This window comes from Klebsiella sp. MBT K-1 (genome assembly GCF_002556465.1).
GTDB lineage: Bacteria > Pseudomonadota > Gammaproteobacteria > Enterobacterales > Enterobacteriaceae > Klebsiella > Klebsiella grimontii.
Genome location: NZ_PDEL01000017.1, coordinates 115,958 through 141,921 on the forward strand (window position 1 = coordinate 115,958; position 25,964 = coordinate 141,921).

A 25,964-nucleotide genomic window follows, 5' to 3' on the forward strand; every position below is an offset into this window, starting at 1 on the left:
ATAATTTGCTTTATCATACTCGTCATTCTACACAGTGCCTAACGCTCGGGAAGTAAACGGGCAGGATTAACACTAGCGCGATTTAGACGAGTACGTTAGGCTCTGACCGTTTGCAAGCCGCTGCCACACGATGACGGAACAACAAATACAACGTATGAAAAAACGTATTCCCAGCCTCCTGGCCACTATGATTGCCAGCGCCTTGTATAGCCAACAGGGCCTCGCTGCCGATCTCGCCACGCAGTGTATGCTTGGCGTACCAAGCTACAATCGTCCTTTGGTTGAAGGGAAACCCAACGACCTGCCGGTGACGATCGATGCCGATCATGCGAAAGGCAACTATCCTGATAACGCCGTATTTACCGGCAACGTTGATATCAATCAGGGGAACAGCCGACTGCAGGCCGATGAAGTTCAGCTTCACCAGCAGCAGGCCGACAGCCAGCCGCAGCCGGTGCGTACGGTTGATGCCCTCGGCAACGTTCACTATGACGACAATCAGGTGATCCTCAAAGGGCCGAAAGCCTGGTCGAATCTGAACACCAAAGATACCAACGTCTGGCAGGGCGATTACCAAATGGTTGGCCGTCAGGGGCGCGGTACCGCTGACCTGATGAAACAGCGCGGCGAAAACCGCTACACCATTTTAGAAAACGGCAGCTTCACCTCGTGTCTGCCCGGCTCTGACACCTGGAGCGTGGTCGGCAGTGAAGTTATCCACGACCGCGAAGAACAGGTCGCTGAGATCTGGAACGCTCGCTTCAAGCTCGGTTCCGTACCGATTTTTTACAGTCCCTACCTGCAGCTGCCGGTGGGCGACAAGCGTCGTTCGGGCTTCCTGATCCCCAACGCCAAATACAGCACCAAAAACGGCGCAGAGTTCTATCTTCCTTACTACTGGAACATCGCTCCGAACTTCGACGCCACGCTGACCCCGCACTATATGAGCAAGCGCGGCGGCGTCATGTGGGAGAACGAATTCCGCTATCTGACCAAAGCAGGAACCGGCTTAATTGAGTTCGACTACCTGCCTTCGGATAAAATTTACCAGGACGATCACTCAGGCGACAGCAATAGCCGCCGCTGGCTGTTCTACTGGAACCATTCGGGCGTCGTAGACCAAGTGTGGCGCTTCAACGCCGACTACACCAAAGTCAGCGACCCGGACTACTTTAACGACTTCAGCTCGAAATACGGTTCCAGTACCGACGGCTACGCCACGCAGAAGCTCAGCGCCGGTTACGCTAATCAGAACTTTGATGCCACCGTATCGACCAAGCAGTTCCAGGTCTTTAACCGCGACTCAAGCAATGCCTATTCCGCCGAGCCGCAGCTGGACGTGAACTACTACCAGAACGATGTCGGCCCGTTTGATACCCATCTTTATGGCCAGGCGGTGCATTTTGTTAACTCGAACAGCAGAATGCCGGAAGCGACACGCGTTCACTTCGAGCCAACTATCAACCTGCCGCTGTCTAACGGTTGGGGAAGCATCAATACCGAGGCAAAACTGCTGGCAACCCATTACCAGCAAAGCAACCTTGATGACTACAACGCGGCCAACGGTACCGATTATAAAGACTCCGTTAACCGCGTGATGCCGCAGTTTAAAGTCGATGGCAAAATGGTTTTCGAGCGCGATATGCAGGAGAACTATACCCAGACGCTTGAACCGCGCATGCAGTACCTGTACATCCCGTATCGCGACCAGAGCAAAATCGGCACCTACGACTCAACGCTGCTGCAATCGGACTACAGCGGCCTGTTCCGCGACCGTTCGTACAGCGGTCTCGATCGCATTGCGTCCGCCAACCAGGTCTCCACCGGCATCACATCTCGCGTTTATGATGCCGCCGCCGTTGAACGTTTTAATATTTCCGTTGGTCAAATCTACTATTTCACCGAGGCGCGTACCGGTGACGACAACATCAACTGGGAGAACAACGACACGCGAGGTTCACTGGTATGGGCTGGCGATACCTACTGGCGCATCACCGACGACTGGGGTTTACGCGGGGGAATTCAGTACGATACGCGTCTGGATAACGTCGCTACCGGCAGCGGAACCGTGGAATACCGTCGCGACGAAAACCGTTTAGTACAACTTAACTATCGTTATGCGAGCCCGGAATACATTCAGGCGACCCTGCCGTCTTATTCCACCGCTAAGCAGTACAAAGATGGTATCTCGCAGGTGGGGATGACCGCCAGCTGGCCAATCGTCGATCGTTGGGCAGTCGTCGGCGCGTATTACTACGACACGAATACCAGAAAGTCAGCGAACCAGATGTTAGGGGTTCAGTATAGCTCCTGCTGCTACGCTATCCGCGTCGGCTATGAACGTAAGATCAACGGCTGGGATAACAGCAGCAGCGAAAGCAAATACGACAACACCTTCGGCTTTAACATTGAGCTGCGCGGCCTGAGCTCCAACTACGGTCTCGGCACCCAGCAGATGCTGCGTTCGAACATTTTACCGTACCAGAGCTCCCTGTGATGTGGCTGGTTTACACGTAATCCGCAATTGCGGTTAATTGAAATGGAAAAAGTATGAAGAACTGGAAAACGCTGCTTCTCGGTATCGCCATGATCGCGAATACCAGTTTCGCTGCCCCACAGGTTGTCGATAAAGTAGCGGCTGTCGTCAATAATGGCGTTGTTCTGGAAAGCGACGTCGATGGCTTGATGCAATCGGTAAAACTTAACGCCGGCCAGGCCGGGCAGCAGCTGCCGGATGACGCCACCCTGCGTCATCAGATCCTTGAGCGTCTGATCATGGACCAGATTGTCCTGCAGATGGGCCAGAAAATGGGCGTGAAGATCTCTGACGATCAGCTCGACCAGGCCATCGCCAACATTGCTAAACAAAACAACATGACCATGGATCAGATGCGCAGCCGTCTGGCCTATGACGGTATCAACTACAGCACCTACCGTAATCAGATTCGTAAAGAGATGCTGATTTCGGAAGTGCGTAACAACGAAGTTCGTCGTCGTATTACCGTTCTGCCCCAGGAAGTTGAAACCCTGGCCAAACAGATTGGCGATCAGAACGACGCCAGCACCGAGCTGAACCTCAGCCACATTCTGATCCCGCTGCCGGAAAACCCAACTTCCGAGCAGGTGGCAGAGGCTCAGGACCAGGCGAACTCGGTGGTTGAGCAGGCGCGCGGCGGCGCGGACTTCGGCAAGCTGGCTATCACCTACTCTGCCGACCAGCAGGCGCTGAAAGGCGGCCAGATGGGCTGGGGCCGGATTCAGGAACTGCCGGGCATCTTCGCCCAGGCGCTGAGCACCGCGAAAAAAGGCGATATCGTCGGCCCGATACGCTCCGGCGTTGGCTTCCATATCCTGAAAATTAACGATATGCGCGGCGGCAGCCAGAACATCTCCGTGACCGAAGTTCACGCCCGCCATATCCTGCTGAAACCGTCGCCGATCATGAACGACGATCAGGCTCGGGCAAAGCTGGAGCAGATCGCGGCTGACATCAAGAGCGGGAAAACCACCTTTGCCAAAGCGGCGAAAGAGTTCTCTGAAGATCCGGGCTCTGCCAACCAGGGCGGCGATTTAGGTTGGGCGACGCCGGATATCTTCGATCCGGCCTTCCGTGACGCCATTCTGCGCCTCAATAAAGGCCAGACCAGCGCTCCGGTTCACTCCTCCTTCGGCTGGCACCTGATTGAGCTGCTGGATACCCGCAACGTCGACAGAACCGACGCCGCGCAGAAGGATCGCGCTTACCGCATGCTGATGAACCGCAAGTTCTCTGAGGAAGCGGCGACCTGGATGCAGGAACAGCGTGCCAGCGCCTACGTGAAGATTCTGAGCAACTAATTGCATTAGCCTCATACACAACATCACTCAGGGTGTATCGAGGCGGCTCGGCGAATCGCCCCGGTCTCTGACCAGGGCGACGAAACGTAGCCAGTGAGAAGCCTGAAGGATGAAGTGTATGAATCGAGTTGTTATCACTCCCGGTGAACCCGCCGGGATTGGCCCTGACCTCGTGGTGCAGCTTGCGCAGCGCGACTGGCCGGTAGAGCTGGTGATCTGCGCCGATGGCGCTCTGTTATCCGACCGGGCAAAGCTGCTCGGTCTTCCTTTATCGCTTCTGCCTTACGACCCCACTGCCCCCGCTACGCCACAGCGCGCAGGCACCCTGACGCTTCTCCCCGTCGCGCTCAACGCGCCGGTTGAACCGGGCGTGCTCAACGTCAGCAATGGCCGCTACGTGGTGGACACGCTGGCCCGCGCCTGCGATGGTTGCCTGAACGGCGAATTCGCCGCCCTGATTACCGGGCCGGTGCACAAAGGCATTATTAACGATGCCGGGATCGCGTTTACCGGTCATACCGAGTTCTTTGAAGAGCGCTCGCAGGCCAGTAAAGTGGTGATGATGCTGGCGACTGAAGCGCTGCGCGTGGCGCTGGTGACCACTCACCTGCCGTTAAAAGCAATAAGCGATGCGATTACGCCCGAGCTGCTGCGGGAAATCATCACCATCCTGGATCACGATCTGCGTACCAAATTTGGCATCAGCAACCCACACGTGCTGGTTTGCGGCCTGAACCCGCACGCCGGCGAAGGCGGCCATATGGGTACGGAAGAGATCGATACCATCATTCCGGTGCTCGAAGAGATGCGCGCGAAGGGCATGAACCTCAGCGGCCCGCTGCCGGCGGATACCCTGTTTCAGCCGAAATATCTCGACCATGCCGATGCGGTGCTCGCGATGTATCACGATCAGGGCCTGCCCGTGCTAAAATACCAGGGCTTTGGCCGCGGCGTGAATATTACGCTCGGTTTACCATTTATTCGCACTTCCGTTGACCACGGCACCGCGCTTGAACTTGCGGGCCAGGGGAAAGCGGAAGTCGGCAGTTTTATCACGGCGCTTAATCTCGCCATTAAAATGATTGTTAATACTCAATGAATAATCGAGTCCATCAGGGCCACTTAGCCCGTAAACGCTTCGGGCAAAACTTTCTCAACGATCAATTTGTGATCGACAGCATTGTCTCGGCCATCAATCCACAAAAAGGTCAGGCGATTGTTGAAATCGGCCCCGGCCTCGCCGCGCTGACCGAACCGGTTGGCGAACGCCTCGACCAGCTCACCGTTATCGAGCTGGACCGCGACCTGGCCGCTCGTCTGCAAACGCATCCGTTCCTCGGACCTAAGCTGACGATTTATCAGCAGGATGCGATGACCATGAACTTTGGCGAGCTGTCGCAAAGCATGGGCCAGCCGCTGCGCGTCTTCGGCAACCTGCCGTACAATATCTCGACCCCGCTGATGTTCCATCTGTTCAGCTATACTGATGCCATTGCCGATATGCACTTTATGCTGCAAAAAGAGGTCGTCAATCGCCTGGTTGCCGGGCCGAACAGTAAGGCGTATGGTCGGTTAAGCGTAATGGCGCAGTACTACTGCCAGATCATCCCGGTGCTTGAAGTGCCGCCGAGCGCCTTTACGCCGCCGCCTAAAGTCGATTCCGCCGTAGTGCGTCTGGTGCCTTACCGCACGCTGCCGCATCCGGTGAAAGAAGTACGCGTACTGAGCCGTATCACGACAGAAGCGTTTAACCAGCGTCGGAAAACGATCCGCAACAGCCTCGGCAACCTGTTCAGCGTTGAGGTTCTGACCGAACTGGGTATCGACCCGGCGAAGCGCGCAGAGAATATTTCCGTGGCGCAGTACTGTCAGCTAGCTAACTGGTTATCTGAGAACGCGCCCACCAAGGAGAGCTAACCATGATTAATTCGCCCCGAGTATGTGTGCAGGTACAAAGCGTCTATATCGAATCGCAATCTTCTCCGGAAGAAGAGCGCTACGTCTTTGCTTATACCGTCACTATTCGCAATCTGGGGCGAACTCAGGTTCAGCTTCTTGGCCGCTACTGGCTTATCACCAACGGCCACGGTCGCGAGACCGAAGTCCAGGGTGAAGGGGTTGTCGGCGAGCAGCCGCATATTCCCGCTGGCGGTGAGTATCAATATACTAGCGGCGCGGTCATTGAAACGCCGCTGGGCACCATGCAGGGGCATTATGAGATGATCGATGTGAACGGCGCGCCGTTCTCCATTGAAGTCCCTGTTTTCCGTCTCGCAGTACCAACCCTCATCCATTAAAACAATGTCTACATACCTTATTGGCGACGTTCACGGTTGCTACGATGAACTGATCGCATTATTAGAGCAGGTGGAGTTTAACCCTGAGGTTGATACGCTGTGGCTCACGGGCGACCTGGTCGCGCGCGGCCCCGGTTCTCTGGAAGTGCTGCGTTTCGTGAAACAGCTTGGCGATAGCGTTCGCATCGTGCTGGGCAATCATGACCTGCACCTGCTGGCGGTCTTTGCGGGCATTAGCCGCAATAAACCCAAAGATCGGTTGAAATCGCTGCTTGAGGCGCCGGACGCCGACGATCTGCTCAACTGGCTGCGTCGTCAGCCGATGATGCAAATCGATGAAGAGAAAAAGCTGGTCATGGCCCACGCCGGGATCACTCCGCAGTGGGATCTGGAAACCGCCAAACAGTGCGCCCGCGATGTGGAAGCCGTGCTCGCCAGCGACTCCTATCCGTTCTTCCTCGACGCGATGTACGGCGACATGCCGAACAACTGGAGCAATGAGCTCAGTGGCCTGGCGCGCCTGCGCTTTATCTCCAACGCCTTTACCCGCATGCGCTACTGCTTCCCGAACGGGCAGCTGGATATGTACGCCAAAGAGGCGCCGGAAAACGCCCCCGCGCCGCTGAAACCGTGGTTTGCCATTCCCGGGCCGGTGGCCAACGAATACAGCATTGCCTTTGGTCATTGGGCTTCACTGGAAGGAAAAGGCACGCCGGAAGGCATTTACGCGCTGGATACCGGCTGCTGCTGGGGCGGCGATCTGACCTGTCTGCGCTGGGAAGATAAAACGTACTTCACCCAGCGATCGAACCGGCAGACAAATCTTGATGAAGGCGAGGCGATCGCCTCCTGAAGAGAGTCACCCCGGTGAACGAACGCCACCGGGGGAAACCTTAGCGACGCTCCAGGATCTCGAAGCAGTAGCTATGGGAATTCTGCGCATCGGCATCGTGGAACTCGCTGAATACCGACTCCCACTCGTCCGGGTCGTAATCCGGGAAATGAGTATCGCCCTCCACCTCCGCATCAATATGCGTCAGATAGAGCTTGTGCGCTTTCGGCAGGAACTGCTCATACACGCGACCGCCGCCGATCACCATCATCTCTTCCACATCGCCGCAGGCGGCAATCGCTTCATCAACCGACTTGACCCACTGCACGCGATCGTCGGTGCCGGGCTGGCTGCTAATCACGATATTTTTACGTCCCGGTAACGGGCGACCGATGGATTCCCAGGTAAGACGCCCCATCACTACCGGTTTGTTTAAGGTATTGCGCTTAAACCAGGCGAGATCGGCAGGCAGGTTCCATGGCATGGCGTTTTCCATACCAATGACGCGATCTACCGCTAACGCCGCAATCAGACTGATCATTAAATAATTCCCGAATGCAAAAAATTGTCGCCACTATACGGAAAGCGTAATACTTCGTCGACTGGGCGAAGGGTAAAGAATCAGAAAATTTTAAGTTTTGCTGGCGAGCCCACGTAAGCCCCGTGAGCCGCCAGAACAGGATTTAAATTGAAAACAAAATGTTACTTGTAAAGCTAACGTAACACCCTGAATTTACCCTATAGCGAGGGCTTATTCTCCGGCTCATCGGCGATGTCGCCGGTATGCCGTCCCTCTTCCGTCCCCTGCCAGCCGTGACGCTGAACCAGCGATAAATGATTGCGGTCCTCGTTAATAATGCCGGTCAGCATATCGCTGGTGCGCTTGAATACCGCCACCCGGGAAGCCGCGTCGTTTTCCGCCATCGCCACCATCTCTTCGACCATTTGCAGGTTGAAACGGCGGAACAGATCGGCGCGTTCGCGGGCCTCATACGCGCCGAGGCCCAGCGCTTCCAGCGTCATGCGCCCGGACTTCAGCGCCGCTTCGAAGGTTTCGCGCTCCGGCGCTTCGACCCCGGCCTGGCGCAGCTTAATATAATGATCGACATCGCGGGCGCGGGAGATGATCTGCAGATGCGGGAAATGCTCTTTTGCCAGCTCCGCCAACTGCAGATTCGTCTGCGGATCGTCGATGGCGTTAATCAGCACTTCCGCTTTTTCCGCCCCCGCCGACTCCAGCAGGTCTACCCGCGTCGCATCGCCGTAGAACACCTTCATATCAAACTTACGCAGGGTATCAACATGGTCGGGATCGTGATCGAGGATCACCATCTTCACGCCGCTGGAGAGCAGCACGCGGCCGGCAATCTGCCCGTAACGACCGAAACCAGCGATAATCACCCGCGGCTGCTCTTCATCAATTTCATCGGCTTCGCGCTCCTGACCGCTGGCGGATTTCTCCAGCCGGGTCAGCAGCACCAGCAGGATCGGCGTCGCCGCCATCGATAGCGCCACGGCCAGGGTCAGCGCCTTCGCCCACTCGCTATCCAGGACATCGGCCATCTGCGCCGCGCCGAAAACCACGAAGGCGAATTCGCTTCCCTGCCCCAGCAGCACCGCAAACCAGCGGCGCTGGGCGCGCGGCACGCCTAACGGCCGGGCGATCAGCCACAGCATCAGGGATTTAATCACCAGGAATCCCACCAGCAAAATCAGGATCCGCAGCGGATGGGTGACCAGGGTACCGAAGTCGATAGACATGCCGACGCCGATAAAAAACAGCCCCAGCAGCAGGCCCTTAAACGGCTCAATATCGCTCTCCAGGGCGTGGCGGTACTCCGAGCTCGCCAGCAGCACCCCGGCAAGGAAGGCCCCCATCGCCATCGACAGCCCGACCTCTTCCAACAGCAGACCGAAACCAAACACCAGGAACAGGGCCACGGCGCTGAAGACTTCGCGCAGGCCGGAGCGCGCGACAAAACGCAGCATCGGCCGGGTCAGATAGCGCCCGAGCGCCACCACCAGCGCCAGCGCGCCCGCCACTTTCAGCGCCGAGAGCGCAAACGCGCCCAGGGTCGTCGAGCCGCCGCTCGCCGCCAGTAGCGGGATCATCGCCACCAGAGGAATGGCCGCGATATCCTGAAACAGCAGCACCGCAAAAGCGCTGCGGCCCAGCTGCGTGACCGTCAGGTTACGTTCGTTCATCGCCTGCATGGCGATCGCCGTTGAGGAGAGCGCCAGAGTCATGCCAATCAGCTCGGCAACCTGCCAACGCAGACCAAGCGACATGCAGAACAGGCCGATCAGCACGCCGCAGACGACCATCTGCAGCGCCCCGCCGCCGAACACCGAGGCACGCAGTTTCCACAGCCGTTGGGGATCCAGCTCCAGGCCGATAACAAAAAGCATCAGCACCACGCCGATTTCGGCAAAATGCAGAATCGACTCGGCGTCGGTGACCAGCCGCAGCCCCCACGGGCCAATAATACAGCCGGCAATTAAATAGCCGAGTACCGACCCCAGCCCAAGACGTACGGCAATCGGCACAATCAGCGCGGCGGATCCTAAATAGATCAGCGCCTGTATCAACGTATGGCTATCCATTATTGTGCGCCTCCTGCCATTCGATTAAGCGTTGACGATAGCGGCGCGCCTGCGCCTGAAGGGTTTCGTCATCGCAGATAAAAGTGCAATGCATCGCGAACGGCGGCAACCATTTCATGCCGCAATACAGCGCGGTGGCCTGCAGCGGCTGCGCCAGCACGTCGAAACCGGGGAAGGAACCAATATCAAAGTGGCTTTCGCCGCCGCCGGTGGTGACCGCCCACATCAATGACTTACCGCGTAATGCGATACCGTTGTGCCCATACGCCCAGCCGTGCGCCAGTACCTTATCCAGCCACAGCTTCAGCAACGGCGGTACGCTGTACCATTGCATCGGATGCTGCCAGATGACCAGATCGGCACGGGCCAGCGCGGCCTGCTCGGCGGCGATATCGATATTGAAATCGGGATAAAGTTGATAGAGGGAGCGTATCTCTACGCCGTCAAGCGTCCCTGCCTGTTCAAGCATCCGCTTATTCGCATGCGAGTGCTGCGGATAAGGGTGCGCATAAATTATGAGGATCATTGATTAGCCTGCGTTTACTCTTGTTGTAATCAGCAAGAGTGTAGACAGTTAATGCTGATACTTACAGCTTCCGTTGGCGTAACCGCAGGAATTGGGGGTGCCTGACACCCCGCGAGTCATGGCCGGTTTGCCCGCTACAGGCGTCGGTCTTGCGCATTTGGATAGCTTAATGGCACGCTTTTTTAATTCCGCTAACCCGGCTTTTTACCGTCTCGTTATGATTTTTATCTAACGTATCAATATAGCGTAAAAACTGCGGCCCAATATCCGAATGGCAAATGGACCGTATCGCCTCATCATTAAATGTCTCGCCTGTATTGGGCCAGTGACTCCTATAAAAGTCATCAGCGGCGATCTCCCACAATTGTCGATCAGGGATGTTCGGTTGGTTACGTAACTGTGTATTCAGCAAAAGGGGAAAGATCTCAATTGCGTCCTTATTTGTTTCCAGCGAGGCATTATGGAAAGCGTTCTTAACGCGCCGTGCCGCGTAGGCTAAAACAAGGCTATTACCTTTATTATAATACAATTCAGGATCCTGCCAGTTTATGCGGGGAATGACCTGCTGAATGATATCTTTTTTGCCAAACATAACGACATAGAATAATAAATTAGTACTGCCGGAATAATACTTGCCAATATCAATTTGTTGACGCAATAACGAAGGTTGTTTTTTTAATATATCAACAAATTTATCCGTTTCTCCGCCAAGAACATAGCTTGCCGCAGTTAATATTTCTGAACCTGGTTGAGAATACTTTGCAAATAATCTCATAGCGCGAACATCCGCGTTTTGAATGGTACGATCAATAATAGCGGCACCCGTTTGGGTTTTAGCTAATTCAGGAAATGCGGAAAGCAGCAGTTCGGCTTGCTTAATAACGCTATCGGGGTGGGTGGGTCTTTTATAATAAACATCGATCGGCTGGGCAAAGGTATGCTCCAGTCCTGTCCATTGTGCAGGAGCAGCATAAACAATGTCCTGAGCCTGCTTGCGCTCTGCGGCAGATGAAGCCTGAATAGCGTCAATAAAAACCTGCAGCGCCGTTAAATTTTGAGAATGGATGGCCTCGAAAAAGGGAATGGTATAATAATCACTCTGATTCGCAACGTAATCAAAAGAGCCTTGCCGGTTTTTTAATGGGCTACCCAACTGCTGTACAAAATATTGATATAACTCTTTCGGCAATGATTTATCATAGATGGCAAATAAATAGATTTCGTATTGTTCCTGCTGAGATTTACTTTTAAACAAGCGGTCAAACTCGGGTAATTTTTGCACTGTAAACTTACCCAGCCTGAACTCAGCAATGCTGTTCGCGCGGTCCCGTTCGGCAAAAGACATGTCGACCTGTTCCATTGATGGGCCAATAAATTTATTGGCGATAAGCGCAAAGGTCAGCAAAGTCAACGCATGAATAAATCCCGCATTTTTTACGGAAAAAGCGCTAAAAAGTATTAACGCTAAAATCAACGCGGCGCCGGCAGCCCAACTAAAATAAATAAAGTGATCAAGTGTAAATGTATATAAAAAACCTAAATACTTATAAACCGCACACAATATTATCGCAGCAAAAAACAGAAAAACATAGGCTACTGACATGTTTTTCCCAATAACCCTACCTTTACTCCATAAAATAAGGAAAATCAGGAATCCCCCACCGATGAGCGCGGGGATAATAAAAACGCAGAAGATAACAAACAAAAAACCGTTACCATTCATTGAAACCATCCATATTTATCACCTGTTGTATATTCCATTTCCATTGTTTTTTATGCGTATCAGGAACATCGGTAACTTAAAACAGAACGAGTATAGAATTAAAAATAAAAAGAATAAATGGATTAGTCACGGGCTGGTTGCAGTTTGCGTAAGACGTTACTGATGGCAGGGCAACACACTATTTTAATCGGCGTTTTTGAAACAGAATAAACCATTGCCGAACCGGCCCCGCCGTACTCCTCGCGAGGCCAGAGATAACGCTTAGTTATCCAGTTCATCCATCGATTTAACCTGATCGCGATTGATCTGCTCGGTACGACCGGTTTCCGCATTTTTGTAGGACACCAGACCGGTGTCGTCATCTACCTGCGGTTTGCCGTCGGTCACAATGGTTCTGCCGTCGGTCGTTTTCAACGACTGATTAGATGAACAACCGGCCACGGTAAGAAGCGCGGCGGCGGCGAAAACAGCTGCGGTGAGGGGCTTATAGTGCATCGTGTTTCTCTCCCATTATTCAGTCATATTCATTATCACCCTAACCATCTTAGGCTAGCTGACTGACCGGGGAGAGAAAACCAGAACTCTCCGAAGTAGGCTGTTAACGCCGATCCCCCTGTTTTTGTTCGAAGTTCACCGCCGCGCCGATCAGGTTAGCCTCGTTGCGGTACTGGCAGAGCACCACGTGCGGGAGAAATTCCGTTAACGCTTTTTCATTGACCAGCTCGGCCAGGCGTTGCTTAATACCACCGAAAATCTTATCGCTGGCGGAGATACCGCCGCCGATAATCAGACAGTCTGGGTCATAGCACACCTGCAAATTCAGTAAGCCTACCGCCATCCAGTGGTAAAACTGCGCCACTTCCTGCTGCGCGATATTGTCGCCCTCCTCGGCCAGGCGAAAGACATCCTCTCCGGAGACGGAGTCAGCCGCCAGCGACATGCGCCGGGCATAACGACGCGCCGTAGCGACGGCGGTTGCCAGTTCGCTAAAGGTTTGCCCCTCGTGCAGGGTCATCATGCCAAATTCGCCGGCGTAGCGATGGCTGCCGTGGCGCAGGACTTTATTGTCGACAATCGCGCCACCGATACCTGAACCGGCAATCACAAACAGTACGCTGTCATACTCGCGGCCCGCGCCCAATGCCGCCTCGGCGATACCCGCCGAGTTGGCGTCGTTCTCAATGCATACCGGAAGTGAAAACAGCCCGGAAAGCTCTTCGACGATGGGAAAGTGATGAATATAGGGAATGGCGCTCAGGCCGCTAATGACCCCGCTCTGCGGATCCACACACCCGGGAGCACTAATTGAGATCCCATCAATGGCGTAGCGCGGCTGGAACTGTTGATAAAGATCCAATAGCCGATTTTTCATCTCTTCCCAGCTATCAGGCGTCTCAACCGATGCGGTGTCCTTCAGCTCCCCCTGCTGCCAGACGCCATATTTAATCGATGTACCGCCCCAATCAAACAAAAGTATCGCCATGTAGTTATCCTTGCGTGCGTCATGAAATGGTTTTGTTCCATTAAGGATGAACCCTCCCGCCCCGTTTCGCTTTATCGCGACGCAAAAAAAAGCGCCTCCGGCGTTGGCCACCGGAGGCGCTTTTACTGGCAGATGAGATTACTTTTTAATCTGCGCGTGCATTTCCTGTACCGAGGTCACCTTCTCCATCGCGTTGGCATTCAGCGCCATTGCGGTAGCGAAACCGCCGTTCAGCGTGGTGTCGTAGTGCACCTTGTACTGCAGCGCGCTGCGGCGAATCAGCTTGGAGTCTTCAATCGCCTGACGGCCCGCGGTGGTGTTGATGATGTAGGTATATTCGCCATTCTTGATACGGTCCTGAATGTGCGGACGGCCTTCATGCACCTTGTTCACCAGACGCGGGTTGATGCCGGCTTCGCCCAGCACAATCGCGGTACCGTGGGTCGCATCCAGCTCGAAGCCAAACTTCAGCAGTTTTGCCGCCAGATCCACCACGCGCTCTTTGTCGCCTTCGCGAACGGAGAGCAGCGCGCGCCCTTGTTTCTTCATCGTCGAGTTGCTGCCCAGCTGCGCCTTGGCGAACGCTTCCGCGAAGGTGCGGCCTACGCCCATGACTTCACCGGTAGAGCGCATTTCCGGCCCTAACAGCGGGTCAACGCCCGGGAATTTGTTAAACGGCAGCACCACCTCTTTCACCGAGTAGTACGGCGGGATGATCTCTTTGGTTACGCCCTGCTGGGCCAGCGTTTGGCCGACCATTACGCGCGCCGCGACTTTTGCCAGCGGTACGCCGGTGGCTTTCGAGACGAACGGGACGGTACGCGCCGCGCGCGGGTTGACTTCAATCAGGTAGACTTCGTTGTTTTTAACCGCAAACTGCACGTTCATCAGGCCGCGAACCTGCAGCTCAAAGGCCAGCTTCTGCACCTGCTCGCGCATCACATCCTGAATTTCCTGGCTCAGGGTGTAGGCCGGCAGTGAACACGCGGAGTCGCCGGAGTGCACGCCCGCCTGCTCGATATGCTCCATGATGCCGCCAATCAGCACCATTTCGCCGTCGCAGATTGCATCGACGTCGACTTCAACCGCATCGTCAAGGAAGCGGTCCAGCAGCACCGGCGCATCGTTAGAGACGCTGACCGCGGTCTGGAAGTAGCGACGCAGGTCGATTTCATCGTAGACGATTTCCATGGCGCGGCCGCCAAGCACGTAGGACGGGCGCACCACCAGCGGGTAGCCAATCTCTTTCGCCTTTTCGACCGCCATTTCGATCGCGGTCACGGTGGCGTTGGCCGGCTGCTTCAGCTTCAGGCGGTCAACTGCGTGCTGGAAGCGTTCGCGGTCTTCCGCGCGGTCGATAGCATCCGGGCTGGTGCCGATAACCGGCACGCCAGCCGCTTCCAGCGCGCGCGCCAGCTTCAGCGGAGTCTGGCCGCCGTACTGTACGATAACGCCTTTTGGCTTCTCTATACGCACGATTTCCAGCACGTCTTCCAGGGTTACCGGCTCGAAGTAGAGGCGGTCTGAGGTGTCGTAGTCGGTGGAGACGGTTTCCGGGTTACAGTTGACCATAATGGTCTCGTAGCCGTCTTCGCGCAGCGCCAGGGAGGCGTGGACGCAGCAGTAGTCGAATTCGATGCCCTGGCCGATACGGTTTGGGCCGCCGCCGAGCACCATGATCTTGTCGCGGTCAACGGACGGGTTCGCTTCGCACTCGTCTTCATAAGTGGAGTACATGTAGGCGGTGTCGGTGGCGAATTCCGCCGCGCAGGTATCCACGCGCTTGTAGACCGGGTGCAGGTCGTACTGGTCGCGCAGCTTGCGGATTTCCGCTTCGCGCACGCCAGCCAGCTTCGCCAGACGCGCATCGGCAAAGCCTTTGCGCTTTAGCTGACGCAGGAAGTCGGCGTCGAGGCCGGTAATACCGACTTCAGCCACTTTCTCCTCCAGACGCACCAGCTCTTCAATCTGTACCAGGAACCAGCGGTCAATATTGGTCAGGTTGAACACGCCATCAACGGAGAGGCCCGCGCGGAAAGCGTCAGCGATGTACCAGATACGCTCTGCGCCAGCATCTTTCAGTTCGCGGCGAATCTTGGTCAGTGCTTCCGGGTCATCAAGGCTCACTTTCGGGTCGAAACCAGTGGCGCCCACTTCCAGGCCGCGCAGCGCTTTCTGCAGGGATTCCTGCTGGGTGCGACCAATCGCCATCACTTCGCCCACCGATTTCATCTGGGTGGTGAGGCGGTCGTTAGCGCCGACGAATTTTTCAAAGTTGAAGCGCGGGATTTTAGTCACGACGTAGTCGATGGACGGTTCAAACGACGCCGGGGTACGGCCGCCGGTGATATCGTTCATCAGCTCATCAAGGGTGTAACCTACCGCCAGCTTCGCCGCGACTTTGGCAATCGGGAAGCCGGTGGCTTTCGAGGCCAGCGCCGAGGAGCGGGAGACGCGCGGGTTCATCTCGATAACGATCAGGCGACCATCTTTCGGGTTCACCGAGAACTGAACGTTGGAACCGCCGGTTTCGACGCCGATTTCACGCAGTACCGCCATCGAGGCGTTACGCATGATTTGGTACTCTTTGTCGGTCAGGGTTTGCGCCGGCGCCACGGTGATGGAGTCGCCGGTATGGATGCCCATGGCGTCGAAGTTTTCGATAGAGCAGACGATGATGCAGTTGTCGTTTTTATCACGCACCACTTCCATCTCGTACTCTTTCCAGCCGATTAGCGATTCATCAATCAGCAGCTCGTTAGTCGGCGAGAGATCCAGGCCGCGTTCGCAGATTTCTTCGAACTCTTCACGGTTGTAGGCAATACCGCCGCCGGTGCCGCCCATGGTAAAGGAAGGACGGATGATGCACGGGAAGCCAACGTCAGCGGCAACCGCCAGCGCTTCTTCCATGGTATGGGCGATGCCGGAACGCGCGGTGTCGAGGCCGATTTTCTTCATCGCCACGTCGAAACGGCGGCGGTCTTCGGCTTTATCAATCGCATCGGCGGTGGCGCCAATCATGGTCACGCCGAACTCGGCCAGCACGCCCTGACGCTCCAGCTCCAGCGCGCAGTTCAGCGCCGTCTGGCCGCCCATAGTCGGCAGAACCGCATCCGGACGCTCTTTCTCAATAATCTTGCGCACCACTTCCCAGTGAATCGGCTCGATGTAGGTGGCATCGGCCATTTCCGGGTCGGTCATGATGGTAGCCGGGTTAGAGTTCACCAGAATGACGCGGTAACCCTCTTCGCGCAGCGCTTTACACGCCTGGGCGCCGGAGTAGTCAAACTCACACGCCTGACCGATAACAATCGGGCCCGCGCCCAGAATCAGGATGCTTTTTATATCTGTACGTTTTGGCATGGCTCTCTTAACTCCTGATTATTTCGCGGACTGACGGTACTGCTCAATTAATTCGATAAAATGGTCGAACAGCGGTGCGGCATCGTGCGGGCCAGGGCTCGCTTCCGGGTGCCCCTGGAAGCTGAACGCCGGTTTGTCGGTACGGTGAATGCCCTGCAGGGTGCCGTCGAACAGCGACTTGTGGGTCACGCGCAGGTTAGCGGGCATAGACGCTTCATCCACCGCAAAACCGTGGTTCTGCGCGGTGATCATCACCACGTTGTTATCCATATCTTTTACCGGATGGTTGCCGCCGTGGTGGCCGAACTTCATCTTCACGGTCTTCGCGCCGCTCGCCAGCGCCAGCAGCTGATGGCCGAGGCAGATGCCGAATACTGGAATGTCGGTTTCCAGGAACTTCGTAATCGCGTCGATAGCGTAATCACAAGGCGCCGGGTCGCCAGGGCCGTTGGACAGGAAAATACCGTCCGGATTCATCTTCAGCACCTCTTCGGCGGAGGTCTGCGCCGGAACCACCGTCAGACGGCAGCCGCGATCGACCAGCATGCGCAGAATGTTGCGCTTGGCGCCGAAATCGTAGGCCACCACGTGGAACGGCAGCTCGCTTTCCGCTTTGGCTTCCGGCAGGTCTCCCGCCAGCGTCCAGCTCCCCTGCGTCCAGCTGTAGGTTTCTGCGGTCGTCACTTCCTTCGCCAGATCCATACCGTTGAGGCCCGGGAACGCTTTCGCTTTTTCCAGCGCCAGCTGCGCGTCCGGACTGTCGCCGGCGATGATGCAGCCGTTCTGCGCGCCTTTTTCACGCAGCAGACGGGTCAGCTTACGCGTATCGATATCGGCAATCGCCACGATGTTATGGCGCTTCAGATAAGAAGAGAGGTCTTCGGTATTGCGGAAGTTGCTGGCAATCAGCGGCAGATCGCGAATGACCAGACCCTGAGCATGTACCTGAGAAGACTCTTCATCGGCGGCATTGGTGCCGACGTTGCCGATATGGGGATAGGTTAGAGTGACGATTTGGCGGGAATAGGAAGGATCAGTGAGGATTTCTTGATAACCGGTCATTGAAGTATTGAAAACGACTTCCCCAACCGCCGTGCCGGTAGCCCCTATGGCCCGACCGTGAAACTGGGTTCCGTCTTCCAGAACCAATAGCGCTGACTTAATCAAAACACCCTCCAGAGAATATCCACTCACTTTATTTGCATATTAATTCATAATGTAGATCTGAATCAATGCAAATCTGTTGCCCGCAGAATTTTGGCAAACGGCGGCATTCTGGAGAGATGGCCGGTAAAAGTCAACTTAAAGCGGATATTTTTAATCTTGTTTCAGGCGACTATTCAGCAATACCGGTCTTAACGGGCAAAAAGATCAACTAACTAGCCTGGGAAAACGCTTGCGGAGGTGGATGATTGTAAAATCTTAGCGCAGGGATTGAAAAAGTAGACCGGACGGTCAAAATTTACAATAAAACAACAAAAAATACGCAGATAACGTATTATTTTGTAGCTTTAACCATAAAAAATATCTAAAACCCAAAAAATAAAAAAGGGCAATAAAATATTGCCCCTTGCAATCAATTACTTATTGAATGCAATAACCACATCACGATGGGTAATAATCGTTATAAAGAGTTCAGTTCAAGCACATCACGCATATCAAAAAGACCGTTTTTCTTACCTTTCAACCATAAAGCAGAGCGTACGGCGCCATTAGCAAAAGTCATCCGGCTGGAGGCCTTGTGACTGATTTCAATGCGTTCACCGATATCCGCAAACATCGCCGTATGCTCACCGACGATATCCCCGGCGCGGACGGTCGCAAAACCGATAGTGCCGGGAACGCGTTCGCCGGTGTAGCCTTCGCGACTGTAGACCGCACACGCTTTCAGATCTTTATCCAGGGCACCGGCAATCGCTTCGCCCATCGCCAGCGCCGTACCCGATGGCGCATCCACTTTGTGGCGATGATGCGCTTCGATAATCTCAATATCGGTATAGTCGCCCATCACCTTCGCTGCCTTCTCCAGCAACTTGAGCATCACGTTGACGCCAACGCTGAAGTTGGCGGCAAAGACGATGGCGATCTCCTGCGAAGCCTCGCGGATTGCCTGTTTGCCGGCGTCGTCAAAACCGGTGGTGCCGATAACCATTCCTTTACCGTGTTGACGGCAAAAGGCGAGATGGTTCAGCGTGCCTTCCGGGCGGGTAAAGTCGATGAAAACGTCGAAATCGTCTTTTACCGCCTCAAGGCTGCTTTGCACCACAACCCCCGCCTTGCCTGCGCCCGCCAGCTCGCCCGCGTCGCTACCGAGCAGCGACGAACCTTCGCGCTCCAGCGCCGCGCCAAGCGCCGCGCCGTCCATCTGCTGTACTGCCTGAATTAACTGGCGTCCCATCCGGCCGCCCGCGCCCGCGATGGCCACGCGGATTTGTGCATCATGCATAGCTATTCTCTTTTGTTAATACTACGTAAATTGTTTTCAGAGTAACCAGCCCATCGATGGGCCGCTACTCAAAAACACCGATAATTAGAAATTTATGACAAACTGCCGCCGATATCAGTAAAAACTATAAGATTGTGCCGGGAATTTGCCGTTGAGTAGTGAGGAGAGAGGAGCAAGCGCGGTCCGCAACCCCGGATCGGCCCTCTGCTGGCCAATCCGGGTAAACCGTCGAGATAAAAGCGAGCGATTAGTGCAGGAACAGCTCCCCGGCCGGGAAACCGGACAGGAACGAGGTGACCGCCAGCAGGTCGGCGCTGCCGCCGGGGCTAAGGTGACGAACAATCAGTTCATCATCCAGCTGGCGAAGCGCTTCCAGACCGCCGTCGGTCAGCACACCGCCTTCCCACAGCAGCCTTTGCGCCTGCTGCTGCACAAAATTCAGCCCTTCAAGCCCGCCGCGCGACACCAGGTTGGTGTCGTCATTCCAGGCCATCAGGTGCTGCAGGGTCTGCAATAACGCCAGATTGGTATCGCCGGTCTCCGCCATAACGCGATTGAATACCGGCATCGCCTGGGTGCGCACGGTGCGAAAGCCACTCTCCGCTTCGCCCCGGGCGCCGGAGAGCCCGTAGCGCAGGAAATGACCTTCGCCTTTACTCACCTTCTTTCCCGCGGCAGAGGAGAGCTCACGCCCGACCAGCCCCCGGCAGAAGCGGGCCACCTGATCGCAAACCCGGTGCTGCTCAACCGGCTCCCCTCTGGCCACCAACCTTCCCACCGCCGCGCTGAGCAGGCCAAAAGCGAAGATCGCGCCGCGATGGGTATTCACTCCGCCGGTGGCTGCCAGCATATCCGTCTCGCAGGCCATGCCCACCGGACGCAGCATCGTCAGCACCTTTTCCGGCATGATATTGGCGGTGTCGTGGCCCATAATGAAAAACTTCTCCATCCACGGGGCGACAACCGCCGTGCTGGCCTCAAAGGAGGCCAGATCCATATCCCGATGCGCGCCGGCGTTACGAATATCCACCAGCCCGGGCTTCGGCGTCAGGCGAACTTCGGTCAGCAGCGCCCGTTCCACACGGGAAACAATCTCCTCCGCCGCGATCGTTTGCCGACTTACCTGGCGATGCTGGCCCACCATCACTTCGCTCATAGCCTTCCCTCCTCAATGCGTTTAGCTGGCGGTTTTGACCTGATGAATCACATCAATCACCGAACCATCGCGATAGCGCACCACGGCGACAACCCGGTCGGTAAACTCGATAGGCTCAGGCTTGCCGGTCAAAAGCTCAGCGCGCTGTTGCAGCTCTTCAATGGTCATTAGCGGAATACCCGCGTTACGCAGGTTATCAATCAGATCCTGACGCGCCGGGTTAACGGCGATACCGTGGTCGGTCACCAGCACATCCACGCTGGCGCCCGGCGTCACGCGGGTCAGCACCTTCTCCACCACGCACGGAATGCGCCCACGCACTAGCGGCGCGGTGATAATAGTTAAATCCGCGCCCGCCGCGGTATCGCTGTGGCCGCCGGATGCACCGCGCAGCACGCCGTTGGAACCGGTCATCACGTTAACGTTGAATCCGGTGTCGATTTCCAGCGCACTCAGCATCACCACGTTCAGGCGCTCGCAGGAGATACCTTTTGAGCTTGGGTTTGCATACTGGTTGGCGGAAATTTCAATATGGTTAGGATTATTCGCCAGCGAACGCGCGGCATCGCCGTCGAAGGACTGGGTATCCAGCAGCGCTTTGATCAACCCTTTTTCATGCAGATCGACCATCGTGCCGGTGATGCCGCCCAGGCCAAAGCTGGCGGTGATCTCATTGCGACGCATCTTATCTTCGAGGAAGCGGGTCACCGCCAGCGAGGCGCCGCCGGTACCGGTTTGCAAAGAGAAGCCGTCTTTAAAATAACCGGAGTGCTCGATCACTTTCGCCGCCTGGCGGGCGATCAGCAGTTCGCGCGGGTTGCTGGTCAAACGGATCGCCCCGGCGGTGATTTTCGCCGGATCGCCGACCTCGTCGACCTGCACGATCAGATCGACCTGATCCTGGGCGATGCTGGCCGGATAGTTTGGATAATCCACCCACTCTTCGGTCAGCAGCACCACGCATTTGGCGGCATCGGCATCCACTTTGGCGTAGCCCAGCGATCCGCAGCGGGATTTACCGCTAAAGCCGTTGGCGTTGCCGTATTCATCGCAGCACGGCACGCCGAGGAACGCCACGTCAATGTTTAGCTCGCCGCTTTGTACTAAATACGCGCGGCCGCCGTGGGAGTGGATTTGGACCGGATTTTCCATCAGACCGGCGGAGATCTCTTCTCCCAGCTTACCGCGCAGGCCGGAGGTGTAAATCTGGCGGATCACGCCATTTTTAATATGTTCAATCAGCGGCCAGTGGGCGTCGATCAGCGAGCTTGAGGCCAGCGTCAGATCGCGAAAGCCCATTTCAGCCAGCTTCGCCACCACCATATTGACCACCTTGTCACCGCCGCGAAAGGCGTGGTGAAAAGAGATGGTCATGCCGTTTTGCAGGCCCGAACGGCGAATCGCCTCCTCCAGCGAGGCGCAGATTTTACGTTGGCGCTTTTCGCTTTCGCTGGCCAGCCACGGGCTTTTCGCCGTCACGCCCGCATAGGGCGCTAATCCTTCCGGCATCACGTACTGCTGATTAAGCATTGCTACGGTCTCTTTCATTATTTGCTCCTTAATCACGAATGCCGGAAGCCGACAGCGCCACGACTTTGCGCGCATGGTCGATAATCGGTCCATCTATCATCTTACCGTTCAGCGATACCACGCCCAGACCGCGCTCTTCCGCCTCTTCCGCCGCCGCGATCACATCGCGCGCATGCTCAACGTCTTTCAGGGTTGGGGCATAAACCTGATGCAGCAGTTCAATCTGGCGCGGGTTGACCAGCGATTTGCCGTTAAAGCCGAGGTTTTTCGCCAGATTCGCTTCCGCGAGGAAACCTTCTTCATTGTTAATGTCCGACCACACCACGTCATAGGCCGCGATCCCGGCGACGCGCGCCGCGTGCAGCACCGCGCAGCGGGCATAAAACAGCTCGGTGCCGTCGCCGCGGCAGGTGCCCATATCCATCACGTAGTCAAAGGCCGCCAGCGCGATCGCCGACAGACGCGGGCTGGAGCGCGCGATCTCGACCGCATTCACCACCCCCAGCGCCGACTCAATCGCCGCCATGAGCTTAGTGCTGCCCACTTCCCGTCCGCACTCGCGTTCAATCCGCTCGACGTGCGCTTCCAGTTCATGGATATCTTCTTTGCTGTCGGTCTTCGGCAGGCGCACCATATCCACCCCCGCGCGCACTACCGCCTCCAGATCGGCGAGGCCAAACGGCGTATTGAGCGGGTTAATACGCACCACGGTTTCCACATCCCGATAGAGCGGATGCTGTAGCGCGTGATGCACCAGCAGGCGGGCGGTATCTTTTTCACGGAGCGAAACGGCATCTTCGAGGTCAAACATCACCGCGTCAGCGCCGTACACAAACGAGGTGCTTAACATCGCGGCGTTGGCGCCGGGGATAAACAGCATACTGCGACGAGGTTTCATAGCTGGCTCCATTGCAGTTGAGATTGTTGCGCCGCGCGCAGCGCCGCGGCCTGAACGCGAGCCTTCAGCACGCACTCCAGCGCGCCTTTATCATCGACGACCACATTCGCGCGAGTGACACCAAGCTGCGCCAGGGTCTCTCTGACCACCTGCTCAATCGCCGCGCCGAACTGCTGCTTCACAATACTGTCGATTTCAAGCTGAATACCCGGCTCATTGGCAGGCCCAATCCTGACCATGACATCGCTGGATTCCAGCGTGCCGGCCAGGGCGTCAATCATCATTTCCATAGAGGCTGATCCTTAGTTATGGAGGTAATATCTAGGCGGTTTGATGTTCGCTTTCCGCCAGCTGCATCAGAAAAGAGAGCGTTCCCGGCGGAACCAGCGGCGCAATAGCCGACCACTGGCGCTCCTTATAGAGTTTGCGCACCCGTGAAGCCGAAATCGGTGCGCCGTCTTTCTCGACCCGCTCCAGCTCCACCACCTGAATCGCGGGCGTCTCGCCGGGCGCTTCCAGCAGTTCCTTCATGCGCAGGTTGTAGTTACGGGTTAAAGAGCACAGCGGCTCGCTACCGACAAAACGGTGGGTAATCTGTAGCGCCGGGGCTAAATGTTCGCGGAAAAGCTGTAGGTCGATCTGGCAGTGGCAATCATCGACCACGCCTTTATCTTTGAGGAAATAGCCGGGGAAAGTCGCCCGGGAGATCAGATAAGCCGAACCTGGATGTAAGGTCACGTTGGCGATCCCGGCGATCCCCTGTTCAATCAGCGCCACGCGATCCTGATAGCTGAAAAATGAAGCGTCTTCTTTCACCACAAACAGATGCAGCCAGTCGCACTGGCGAGCGGCCTGCTCTACCAGCCAACGGTGTCCCAGGGTAAAGGGATTGGCGTTCATCACGATAGCGCCGATTTTTTCCCCGGGCTGGCGGTACATGGTCAGTTGGCGGCAATAGCGCGCCAGGCGTTCGCGGCTATTTTCCATTAACACCGCCTGGTCACCCGCGCGGGCGATAGGCCAGAATCCGGCGCTGGAAAATAGCGCCGCGTTATCGGGTTTAGTGAACAGGAACAGCTCGCTGCGGCCCAGCTCATACGCCAGGGTCATCAGCTCAGTCAGCAGCTTCAGGCTGAGCCCTTCTCCCTGCAACGACGGGTCGACGGCAATACACTTCAGGACGCATCCGGCAATCGCGCCGCAGCCGACAATGCGCCGCTGATCCTCGGCGACAATCACCCTTTCGCAATCCGCCTCCAGCGAGAGCTGATGCTGATGAAGAAAGAGGTCAACGGCCTCTCGCCGCCGGGGATCTTTTTGTACGGTGACGCGTTTTATTATCAGATTCATTTTTTAGCGCTTCATTAACCAAAAACGGACTGTATTTCGCCACCGTTCCCGCAGCGGTTCTTTTATTTAAATCACATTTTTCCGCGTACCTTAATTGGCTTTATGGTTTTTATGTTGTTAATTAATTCAGAAGAATAAAAACAATTAAATTAATTAAAAACACGGCCAATCAGTGAAGATAATCACATATCGCCGTGGAACATATTTATTATTATGCCGCCGTTCTATTATTGCTTGTTCTAACGCCATTATTCCTTTTTTTAACAGGGTGACGTCATATGACTAATATGAGCCAGGCTCCATCTGCGGAGAAAAAAGGCGTTAGCGATATTCTGGGGTTTAAAATCTTCGGCATGCCGCTACCGCTTTACGCCTTTGCGTTAATCACTTTACTACTTTCACATTTTTATAATGCCCTGCCGACCGACATTGTCGGCGGCTTCGCCATCATGTTTATTATTGGCGCTGTTTTTGGAGAAATTGGCAAACGCCTGCCAATCTTCAATAAATATATCGGCGGCGCGCCGGTGATGATCTTCCTCGTTGCCGCCTATTTCGTTTACGCTGGCATTTTTACCCAGAAAGAAATTGAGGCGATCACCAATGTGATGGATAAAAGTAATTTCCTGAATTTATTCATCGCCGTGTTGATTACCGGCGCCATTCTCTCGGTTAACCGTAAACTGCTGCTGAAATCTCTGCTCGGCTATATTCCAACCATCTTAATGGGGATCCTCGGCGCATCCATCTTCGGTATTCTTATCGGCTTGTGCTTCGGTATTTCCGTAGACCGCATCATGATGCTGTACGTCCTGCCGATTATGGGCGGCGGCAACGGCGCTGGCGCGGTGCCGCTGTCTGAAATTTATCACTCCGTTACCGGCCGTTCGCGTGAAGAGTACTACTCAACCGCGATCGCTATCCTGACCATCGCCAACATCTTTGCCATCGTCTTTGCCGCACTGCTCGATATTATCGGTAAAAAACACACCTGGCTGAGCGGCGAAGGCGAGCTGGTACGCAAGGCCTCCTTCAAAGTAGAAGATGATGAAAAAGCGGGCCAGATTACCCATCGCGAAACGGCCGTCGGCCTTGTGCTCGCCACCACCTGCTTCCTGCTGGCCTACGTTATCGCCAAGAAAATTCTGCCCAGCATTGGCGGCGTGTCTATCCACTATTTTGCCTGGATGGTCCTGATTGTCGCAGCCCTGAACGCTTCAGGTCTCTGCTCGCCGGAAATCAAAGCTGGCGCCAAACGTCTGTCTGACTTCTTCTCTAAACAACTGCTGTGGGTGCTGATGGTCGGCGTCGGCGTGTGCTACACCGACCTGCAGGAAATTATCGACGCGATCACCTTCGCTAACGTGGTGATTGCCGCTGTGATTGTCGTCGGCGCCGTCGTCGGCGCCGCTGTCGGCGGCTGGCTGATTGGCTTCTTCCCGATTGAATCGGCGATTACCGCGGGCCTGTGCATGGCTAACCGCGGCGGTTCCGGCGACCTGGAAGTACTCTCTGCCTGTAACCGTATGAATCTTATCTCCTATGCGCAAATCTCTTCCCGTTTGGGCGGCGGAATTGTGCTGGTCATCGCGAGCATCGTGTTCGGCATGATGATGTAACCAACACGCACGATGGCGATATTTGAGCGTCAACCACAGAGGTGCAAATTAGGGTCCAGAGCCGGGGGCGGCTTCGGGAAATCTACCCTACTCCTTAGCCGGAAGCACCGATTGGTTAACCTTCAAAGGCGCCATCGTGCCCTTACTTTTGGATCGTTTCATGACTGATGCAGCACTGTTACTGGGTGAAGGCTTCACCCTGATGTTCCTCGGCATGGGGTTCGTGCTGGCGTTTCTGTTTGTGCTGATTTTCGCCATCCAGGGCATGTCCGCCGCCGTCAACCGCGTCTTCCCCGAACC

At 55.7% G+C, this 25,964-nt stretch carries 22 protein-coding genes; 8 read left to right on the forward strand and 14 right to left on the reverse strand.

The window, feature by feature from the left end; all coding sequences use genetic code 11:
• The first annotated feature begins 154 nt into the window (after positions 1 to 154).
• The 6 genes from lptD (at position 155) to apaH (ending at position 6,987) form a co-directional block, all read left to right on the forward strand.
• Entirely contained in the window at positions 155 to 2,497 is a 2,343-nt protein-coding gene (gene lptD / locus CMQ96_RS23245) for an LPS assembly protein LptD (protein WP_098067386.1), read from the forward strand.
• A gap of 53 nt (positions 2,498 to 2,550) precedes the next feature.
• Positions 2,551 to 3,837 carry a peptidylprolyl isomerase SurA gene (gene surA, locus CMQ96_RS23250; protein ID WP_098067387.1) on the forward strand — a complete coding sequence of 429 codons (1,287 nt, stop codon included), beginning with the start codon at positions 2,551 to 2,553 and terminating at the stop codon, positions 3,835 to 3,837.
• A gap of 109 nt (positions 3,838 to 3,946) precedes the next feature.
• Positions 3,947 to 4,936 (forward strand): 4-hydroxythreonine-4-phosphate dehydrogenase PdxA, encoded by a 990-nt coding sequence (gene pdxA, locus CMQ96_RS23255; protein ID WP_024360290.1) that lies wholly within the window; start codon positions 3,947 to 3,949, stop codon positions 4,934 to 4,936.
• Positions 4,933 to 5,754 (forward strand): 16S rRNA (adenine(1518)-N(6)/adenine(1519)-N(6))-dimethyltransferase RsmA, encoded by an 822-nt coding sequence (gene rsmA, locus CMQ96_RS23260; RefSeq protein ID WP_004098527.1) that lies wholly within the window; start codon positions 4,933 to 4,935, stop codon positions 5,752 to 5,754. Before pdxA ends, rsmA begins: the two co-directional genes overlap by 4 nt.
• 2 nt (positions 5,755 to 5,756) lie before the next feature.
• Entirely contained in the window at positions 5,757 to 6,134 is a 378-nt protein-coding gene (apaG, locus tag CMQ96_RS23265) for a Co2+/Mg2+ efflux protein ApaG (protein ID WP_004128828.1), read from the forward strand.
• Positions 6,135 to 6,138: 4 nt separating this feature from the next.
• Positions 6,139 to 6,987 carry a bis(5'-nucleosyl)-tetraphosphatase (symmetrical) ApaH gene (gene apaH / locus CMQ96_RS23270; protein ID WP_049085644.1) on the forward strand — a complete coding sequence of 283 codons (849 nt, stop codon included), beginning with the start codon at positions 6,139 to 6,141 and terminating at the stop codon, positions 6,985 to 6,987.
• Positions 6,988 to 7,027: 40 nt separating this feature from the next.
• Here the strand turns inward: apaH and folA are convergent, their stop codons facing one another.
• The 14 genes from folA to citC form a co-directional block, all read right to left on the reverse strand.
• Positions 7,028 to 7,507, reverse strand: coding sequence for a type 3 dihydrofolate reductase (gene folA / locus CMQ96_RS23275; RefSeq protein ID WP_004098524.1), 480 nt, complete (start codon positions 7,505 to 7,507; stop codon positions 7,028 to 7,030).
• Positions 7,508 to 7,704: 197 nt separating this feature from the next.
• Positions 7,705 to 9,570, reverse strand: a complete 1,866-nt coding sequence (gene kefC / locus CMQ96_RS23285) for a glutathione-regulated potassium-efflux system protein KefC (RefSeq protein ID WP_004872245.1) — start codon at positions 9,568 to 9,570, stop codon at positions 7,705 to 7,707.
• On the reverse strand, positions 9,563 to 10,096 hold the full coding sequence (gene kefF, locus CMQ96_RS23290; protein WP_004872246.1) for a glutathione-regulated potassium-efflux system oxidoreductase KefF: 534 nt from the start codon (positions 10,094 to 10,096) through the stop codon (positions 9,563 to 9,565). The genes kefC and kefF overlap by 8 nt, the downstream gene beginning before the upstream one ends.
• A gap of 166 nt (positions 10,097 to 10,262) precedes the next feature.
• Positions 10,263 to 11,819, reverse strand: coding sequence for a hypothetical protein (locus CMQ96_RS23295; protein ID WP_098067389.1), 1,557 nt, complete (start codon positions 11,817 to 11,819; stop codon positions 10,263 to 10,265).
• 261 nt (positions 11,820 to 12,080) lie between these two features.
• Positions 12,081 to 12,314, reverse strand: coding sequence for a YgdI/YgdR family lipoprotein (locus CMQ96_RS23300; protein WP_004872248.1), 234 nt, complete (start codon positions 12,312 to 12,314; stop codon positions 12,081 to 12,083).
• A 103-nt stretch (positions 12,315 to 12,417) separates the two neighbouring features.
• Positions 12,418 to 13,302 (reverse strand): ROK family protein, encoded by an 885-nt coding sequence (locus CMQ96_RS23305; RefSeq protein WP_004872251.1) that lies wholly within the window; start codon positions 13,300 to 13,302, stop codon positions 12,418 to 12,420.
• 138 nt (positions 13,303 to 13,440) lie between these two features.
• The gene (gene carB / locus CMQ96_RS23310) at positions 13,441 to 16,665 is read right to left on the reverse strand and encodes a carbamoyl-phosphate synthase large subunit (RefSeq protein WP_024360287.1); all 3,225 of its coding nucleotides are present in this window, start codon (positions 16,663 to 16,665) and stop codon (positions 13,441 to 13,443) included.
• A gap of 18 nt (positions 16,666 to 16,683) precedes the next feature.
• Positions 16,684 to 17,832 (reverse strand): glutamine-hydrolyzing carbamoyl-phosphate synthase small subunit, encoded by a 1,149-nt coding sequence (carA, locus tag CMQ96_RS23315; protein WP_004128821.1) that lies wholly within the window; start codon positions 17,830 to 17,832, stop codon positions 16,684 to 16,686.
• A gap of 457 nt (positions 17,833 to 18,289) precedes the next feature.
• Positions 18,290 to 19,111: a 4-hydroxy-tetrahydrodipicolinate reductase gene (dapB, locus tag CMQ96_RS23320; RefSeq protein WP_004872257.1), complete on the reverse strand. Its 822-nt coding sequence runs from the start codon at positions 19,109 to 19,111 to the stop codon at positions 18,290 to 18,292.
• A gap of 247 nt (positions 19,112 to 19,358) precedes the next feature.
• Positions 19,359 to 20,267, reverse strand: coding sequence for a triphosphoribosyl-dephospho-CoA synthase CitG (gene citG / locus CMQ96_RS23325; RefSeq protein ID WP_098067390.1), 909 nt, complete (start codon positions 20,265 to 20,267; stop codon positions 19,359 to 19,361).
• A 21-nt stretch (positions 20,268 to 20,288) separates the two neighbouring features.
• The gene (citF, locus tag CMQ96_RS23330) at positions 20,289 to 21,815 is read right to left on the reverse strand and encodes a citrate lyase subunit alpha (RefSeq protein ID WP_098067391.1); all 1,527 of its coding nucleotides are present in this window, start codon (positions 21,813 to 21,815) and stop codon (positions 20,289 to 20,291) included.
• Between the two features lie 10 nt (positions 21,816 to 21,825).
• Entirely contained in the window at positions 21,826 to 22,695 is an 870-nt protein-coding gene (citE, locus tag CMQ96_RS23335) for a citrate (pro-3S)-lyase subunit beta (RefSeq protein WP_004872260.1), read from the reverse strand.
• Complete coding sequence (gene citD / locus CMQ96_RS23340) at positions 22,692 to 22,985, reverse strand: citrate lyase acyl carrier protein (protein WP_004872262.1); 294 nt, start codon at positions 22,983 to 22,985, stop codon at positions 22,692 to 22,694. Before citD ends, citE begins: the two co-directional genes overlap by 4 nt.
• 31 nt (positions 22,986 to 23,016) lie before the next feature.
• Positions 23,017 to 24,045: a [citrate (pro-3S)-lyase] ligase gene (gene citC / locus CMQ96_RS23345; protein ID WP_004872264.1), complete on the reverse strand. Its 1,029-nt coding sequence runs from the start codon at positions 24,043 to 24,045 to the stop codon at positions 23,017 to 23,019.
• 278 nt (positions 24,046 to 24,323) lie between these two features.
• Here citC and citS point away from each other — a divergent pair, with 278 nt between their 5' ends.
• The gene (gene citS, locus CMQ96_RS23350) at positions 24,324 to 25,664 is read left to right on the forward strand and encodes a citrate/sodium symporter CitS (protein ID WP_004872267.1); all 1,341 of its coding nucleotides are present in this window, start codon (positions 24,324 to 24,326) and stop codon (positions 25,662 to 25,664) included.
• Between the two features lie 160 nt (positions 25,665 to 25,824).
• On the forward strand, positions 25,825 to 25,964 hold a 140-nt coding region (locus CMQ96_RS23355), incomplete at its 3' end, for an OadG family transporter subunit (protein ID WP_176519005.1).

What these genes read in the sequence shown, in the direction of transcription:
- lptD (WP_098067386.1), top strand. Translation starts at nt 155, where the DNA reads ATGAAAAAACGTATTCCCAGCCTCCTGGCCACTATGATTGCCAGCGCC.
- surA (WP_098067387.1), top strand. Translation starts at nt 2,551, where the DNA reads ATGAAGAACTGGAAAACGCTGCTTCTCGGTATCGCCATGATCGCGAAT.
- pdxA (WP_024360290.1), top strand. Translation starts at nt 3,947, where the DNA reads ATGAAGTGTATGAATCGAGTTGTTATCACTCCCGGTGAACCCGCCGGG.
- rsmA (WP_004098527.1), top strand. Translation starts at nt 4,933, where the DNA reads ATGAATAATCGAGTCCATCAGGGCCACTTAGCCCGTAAACGCTTCGGG.
- apaG (WP_004128828.1), top strand. Translation starts at nt 5,757, where the DNA reads ATGATTAATTCGCCCCGAGTATGTGTGCAGGTACAAAGCGTCTATATC.
- apaH (WP_049085644.1), top strand. Translation starts at nt 6,139, where the DNA reads ATGTCTACATACCTTATTGGCGACGTTCACGGTTGCTACGATGAACTG.
- folA (WP_004098524.1), bottom strand. Translation starts at nt 7,507, where the DNA reads ATGATCAGTCTGATTGCGGCGTTAGCGGTAGATCGCGTCATTGGTATG.
- kefC (WP_004872245.1), bottom strand. Translation starts at nt 9,570, where the DNA reads ATGGATAGCCATACGTTGATACAGGCGCTGATCTATTTAGGATCCGCC.
- kefF (WP_004872246.1), bottom strand. Translation starts at nt 10,096, where the DNA reads ATGATCCTCATAATTTATGCGCACCCTTATCCGCAGCACTCGCATGCG.
- CMQ96_RS23295 (WP_098067389.1), bottom strand. Translation starts at nt 11,819, where the DNA reads ATGAATGGTAACGGTTTTTTGTTTGTTATCTTCTGCGTTTTTATTATC.
- CMQ96_RS23300 (WP_004872248.1), bottom strand. Translation starts at nt 12,314, where the DNA reads ATGCACTATAAGCCCCTCACCGCAGCTGTTTTCGCCGCCGCCGCGCTT.
- CMQ96_RS23305 (WP_004872251.1), bottom strand. Translation starts at nt 13,302, where the DNA reads ATGGCGATACTTTTGTTTGATTGGGGCGGTACATCGATTAAATATGGC.
- carB (WP_024360287.1), bottom strand. Translation starts at nt 16,665, where the DNA reads ATGCCAAAACGTACAGATATAAAAAGCATCCTGATTCTGGGCGCGGGC.
- dapB (WP_004872257.1), bottom strand. Translation starts at nt 19,111, where the DNA reads ATGCATGATGCACAAATCCGCGTGGCCATCGCGGGCGCGGGCGGCCGG.
- citG (WP_098067390.1), bottom strand. Translation starts at nt 20,267, where the DNA reads ATGAGCGAAGTGATGGTGGGCCAGCATCGCCAGGTAAGTCGGCAAACG.
- citF (WP_098067391.1), bottom strand. Translation starts at nt 21,815, where the DNA reads ATGAAAGAGACCGTAGCAATGCTTAATCAGCAGTACGTGATGCCGGAA.
- citE (WP_004872260.1), bottom strand. Translation starts at nt 22,695, where the DNA reads ATGAAACCTCGTCGCAGTATGCTGTTTATCCCCGGCGCCAACGCCGCG.
- citD (WP_004872262.1), bottom strand. Translation starts at nt 22,985, where the DNA reads ATGGAAATGATGATTGACGCCCTGGCCGGCACGCTGGAATCCAGCGAT.
- citC (WP_004872264.1), bottom strand. Translation starts at nt 24,045, where the DNA reads ATGAATCTGATAATAAAACGCGTCACCGTACAAAAAGATCCCCGGCGG.
- citS (WP_004872267.1), top strand. Translation starts at nt 24,324, where the DNA reads ATGACTAATATGAGCCAGGCTCCATCTGCGGAGAAAAAAGGCGTTAGC.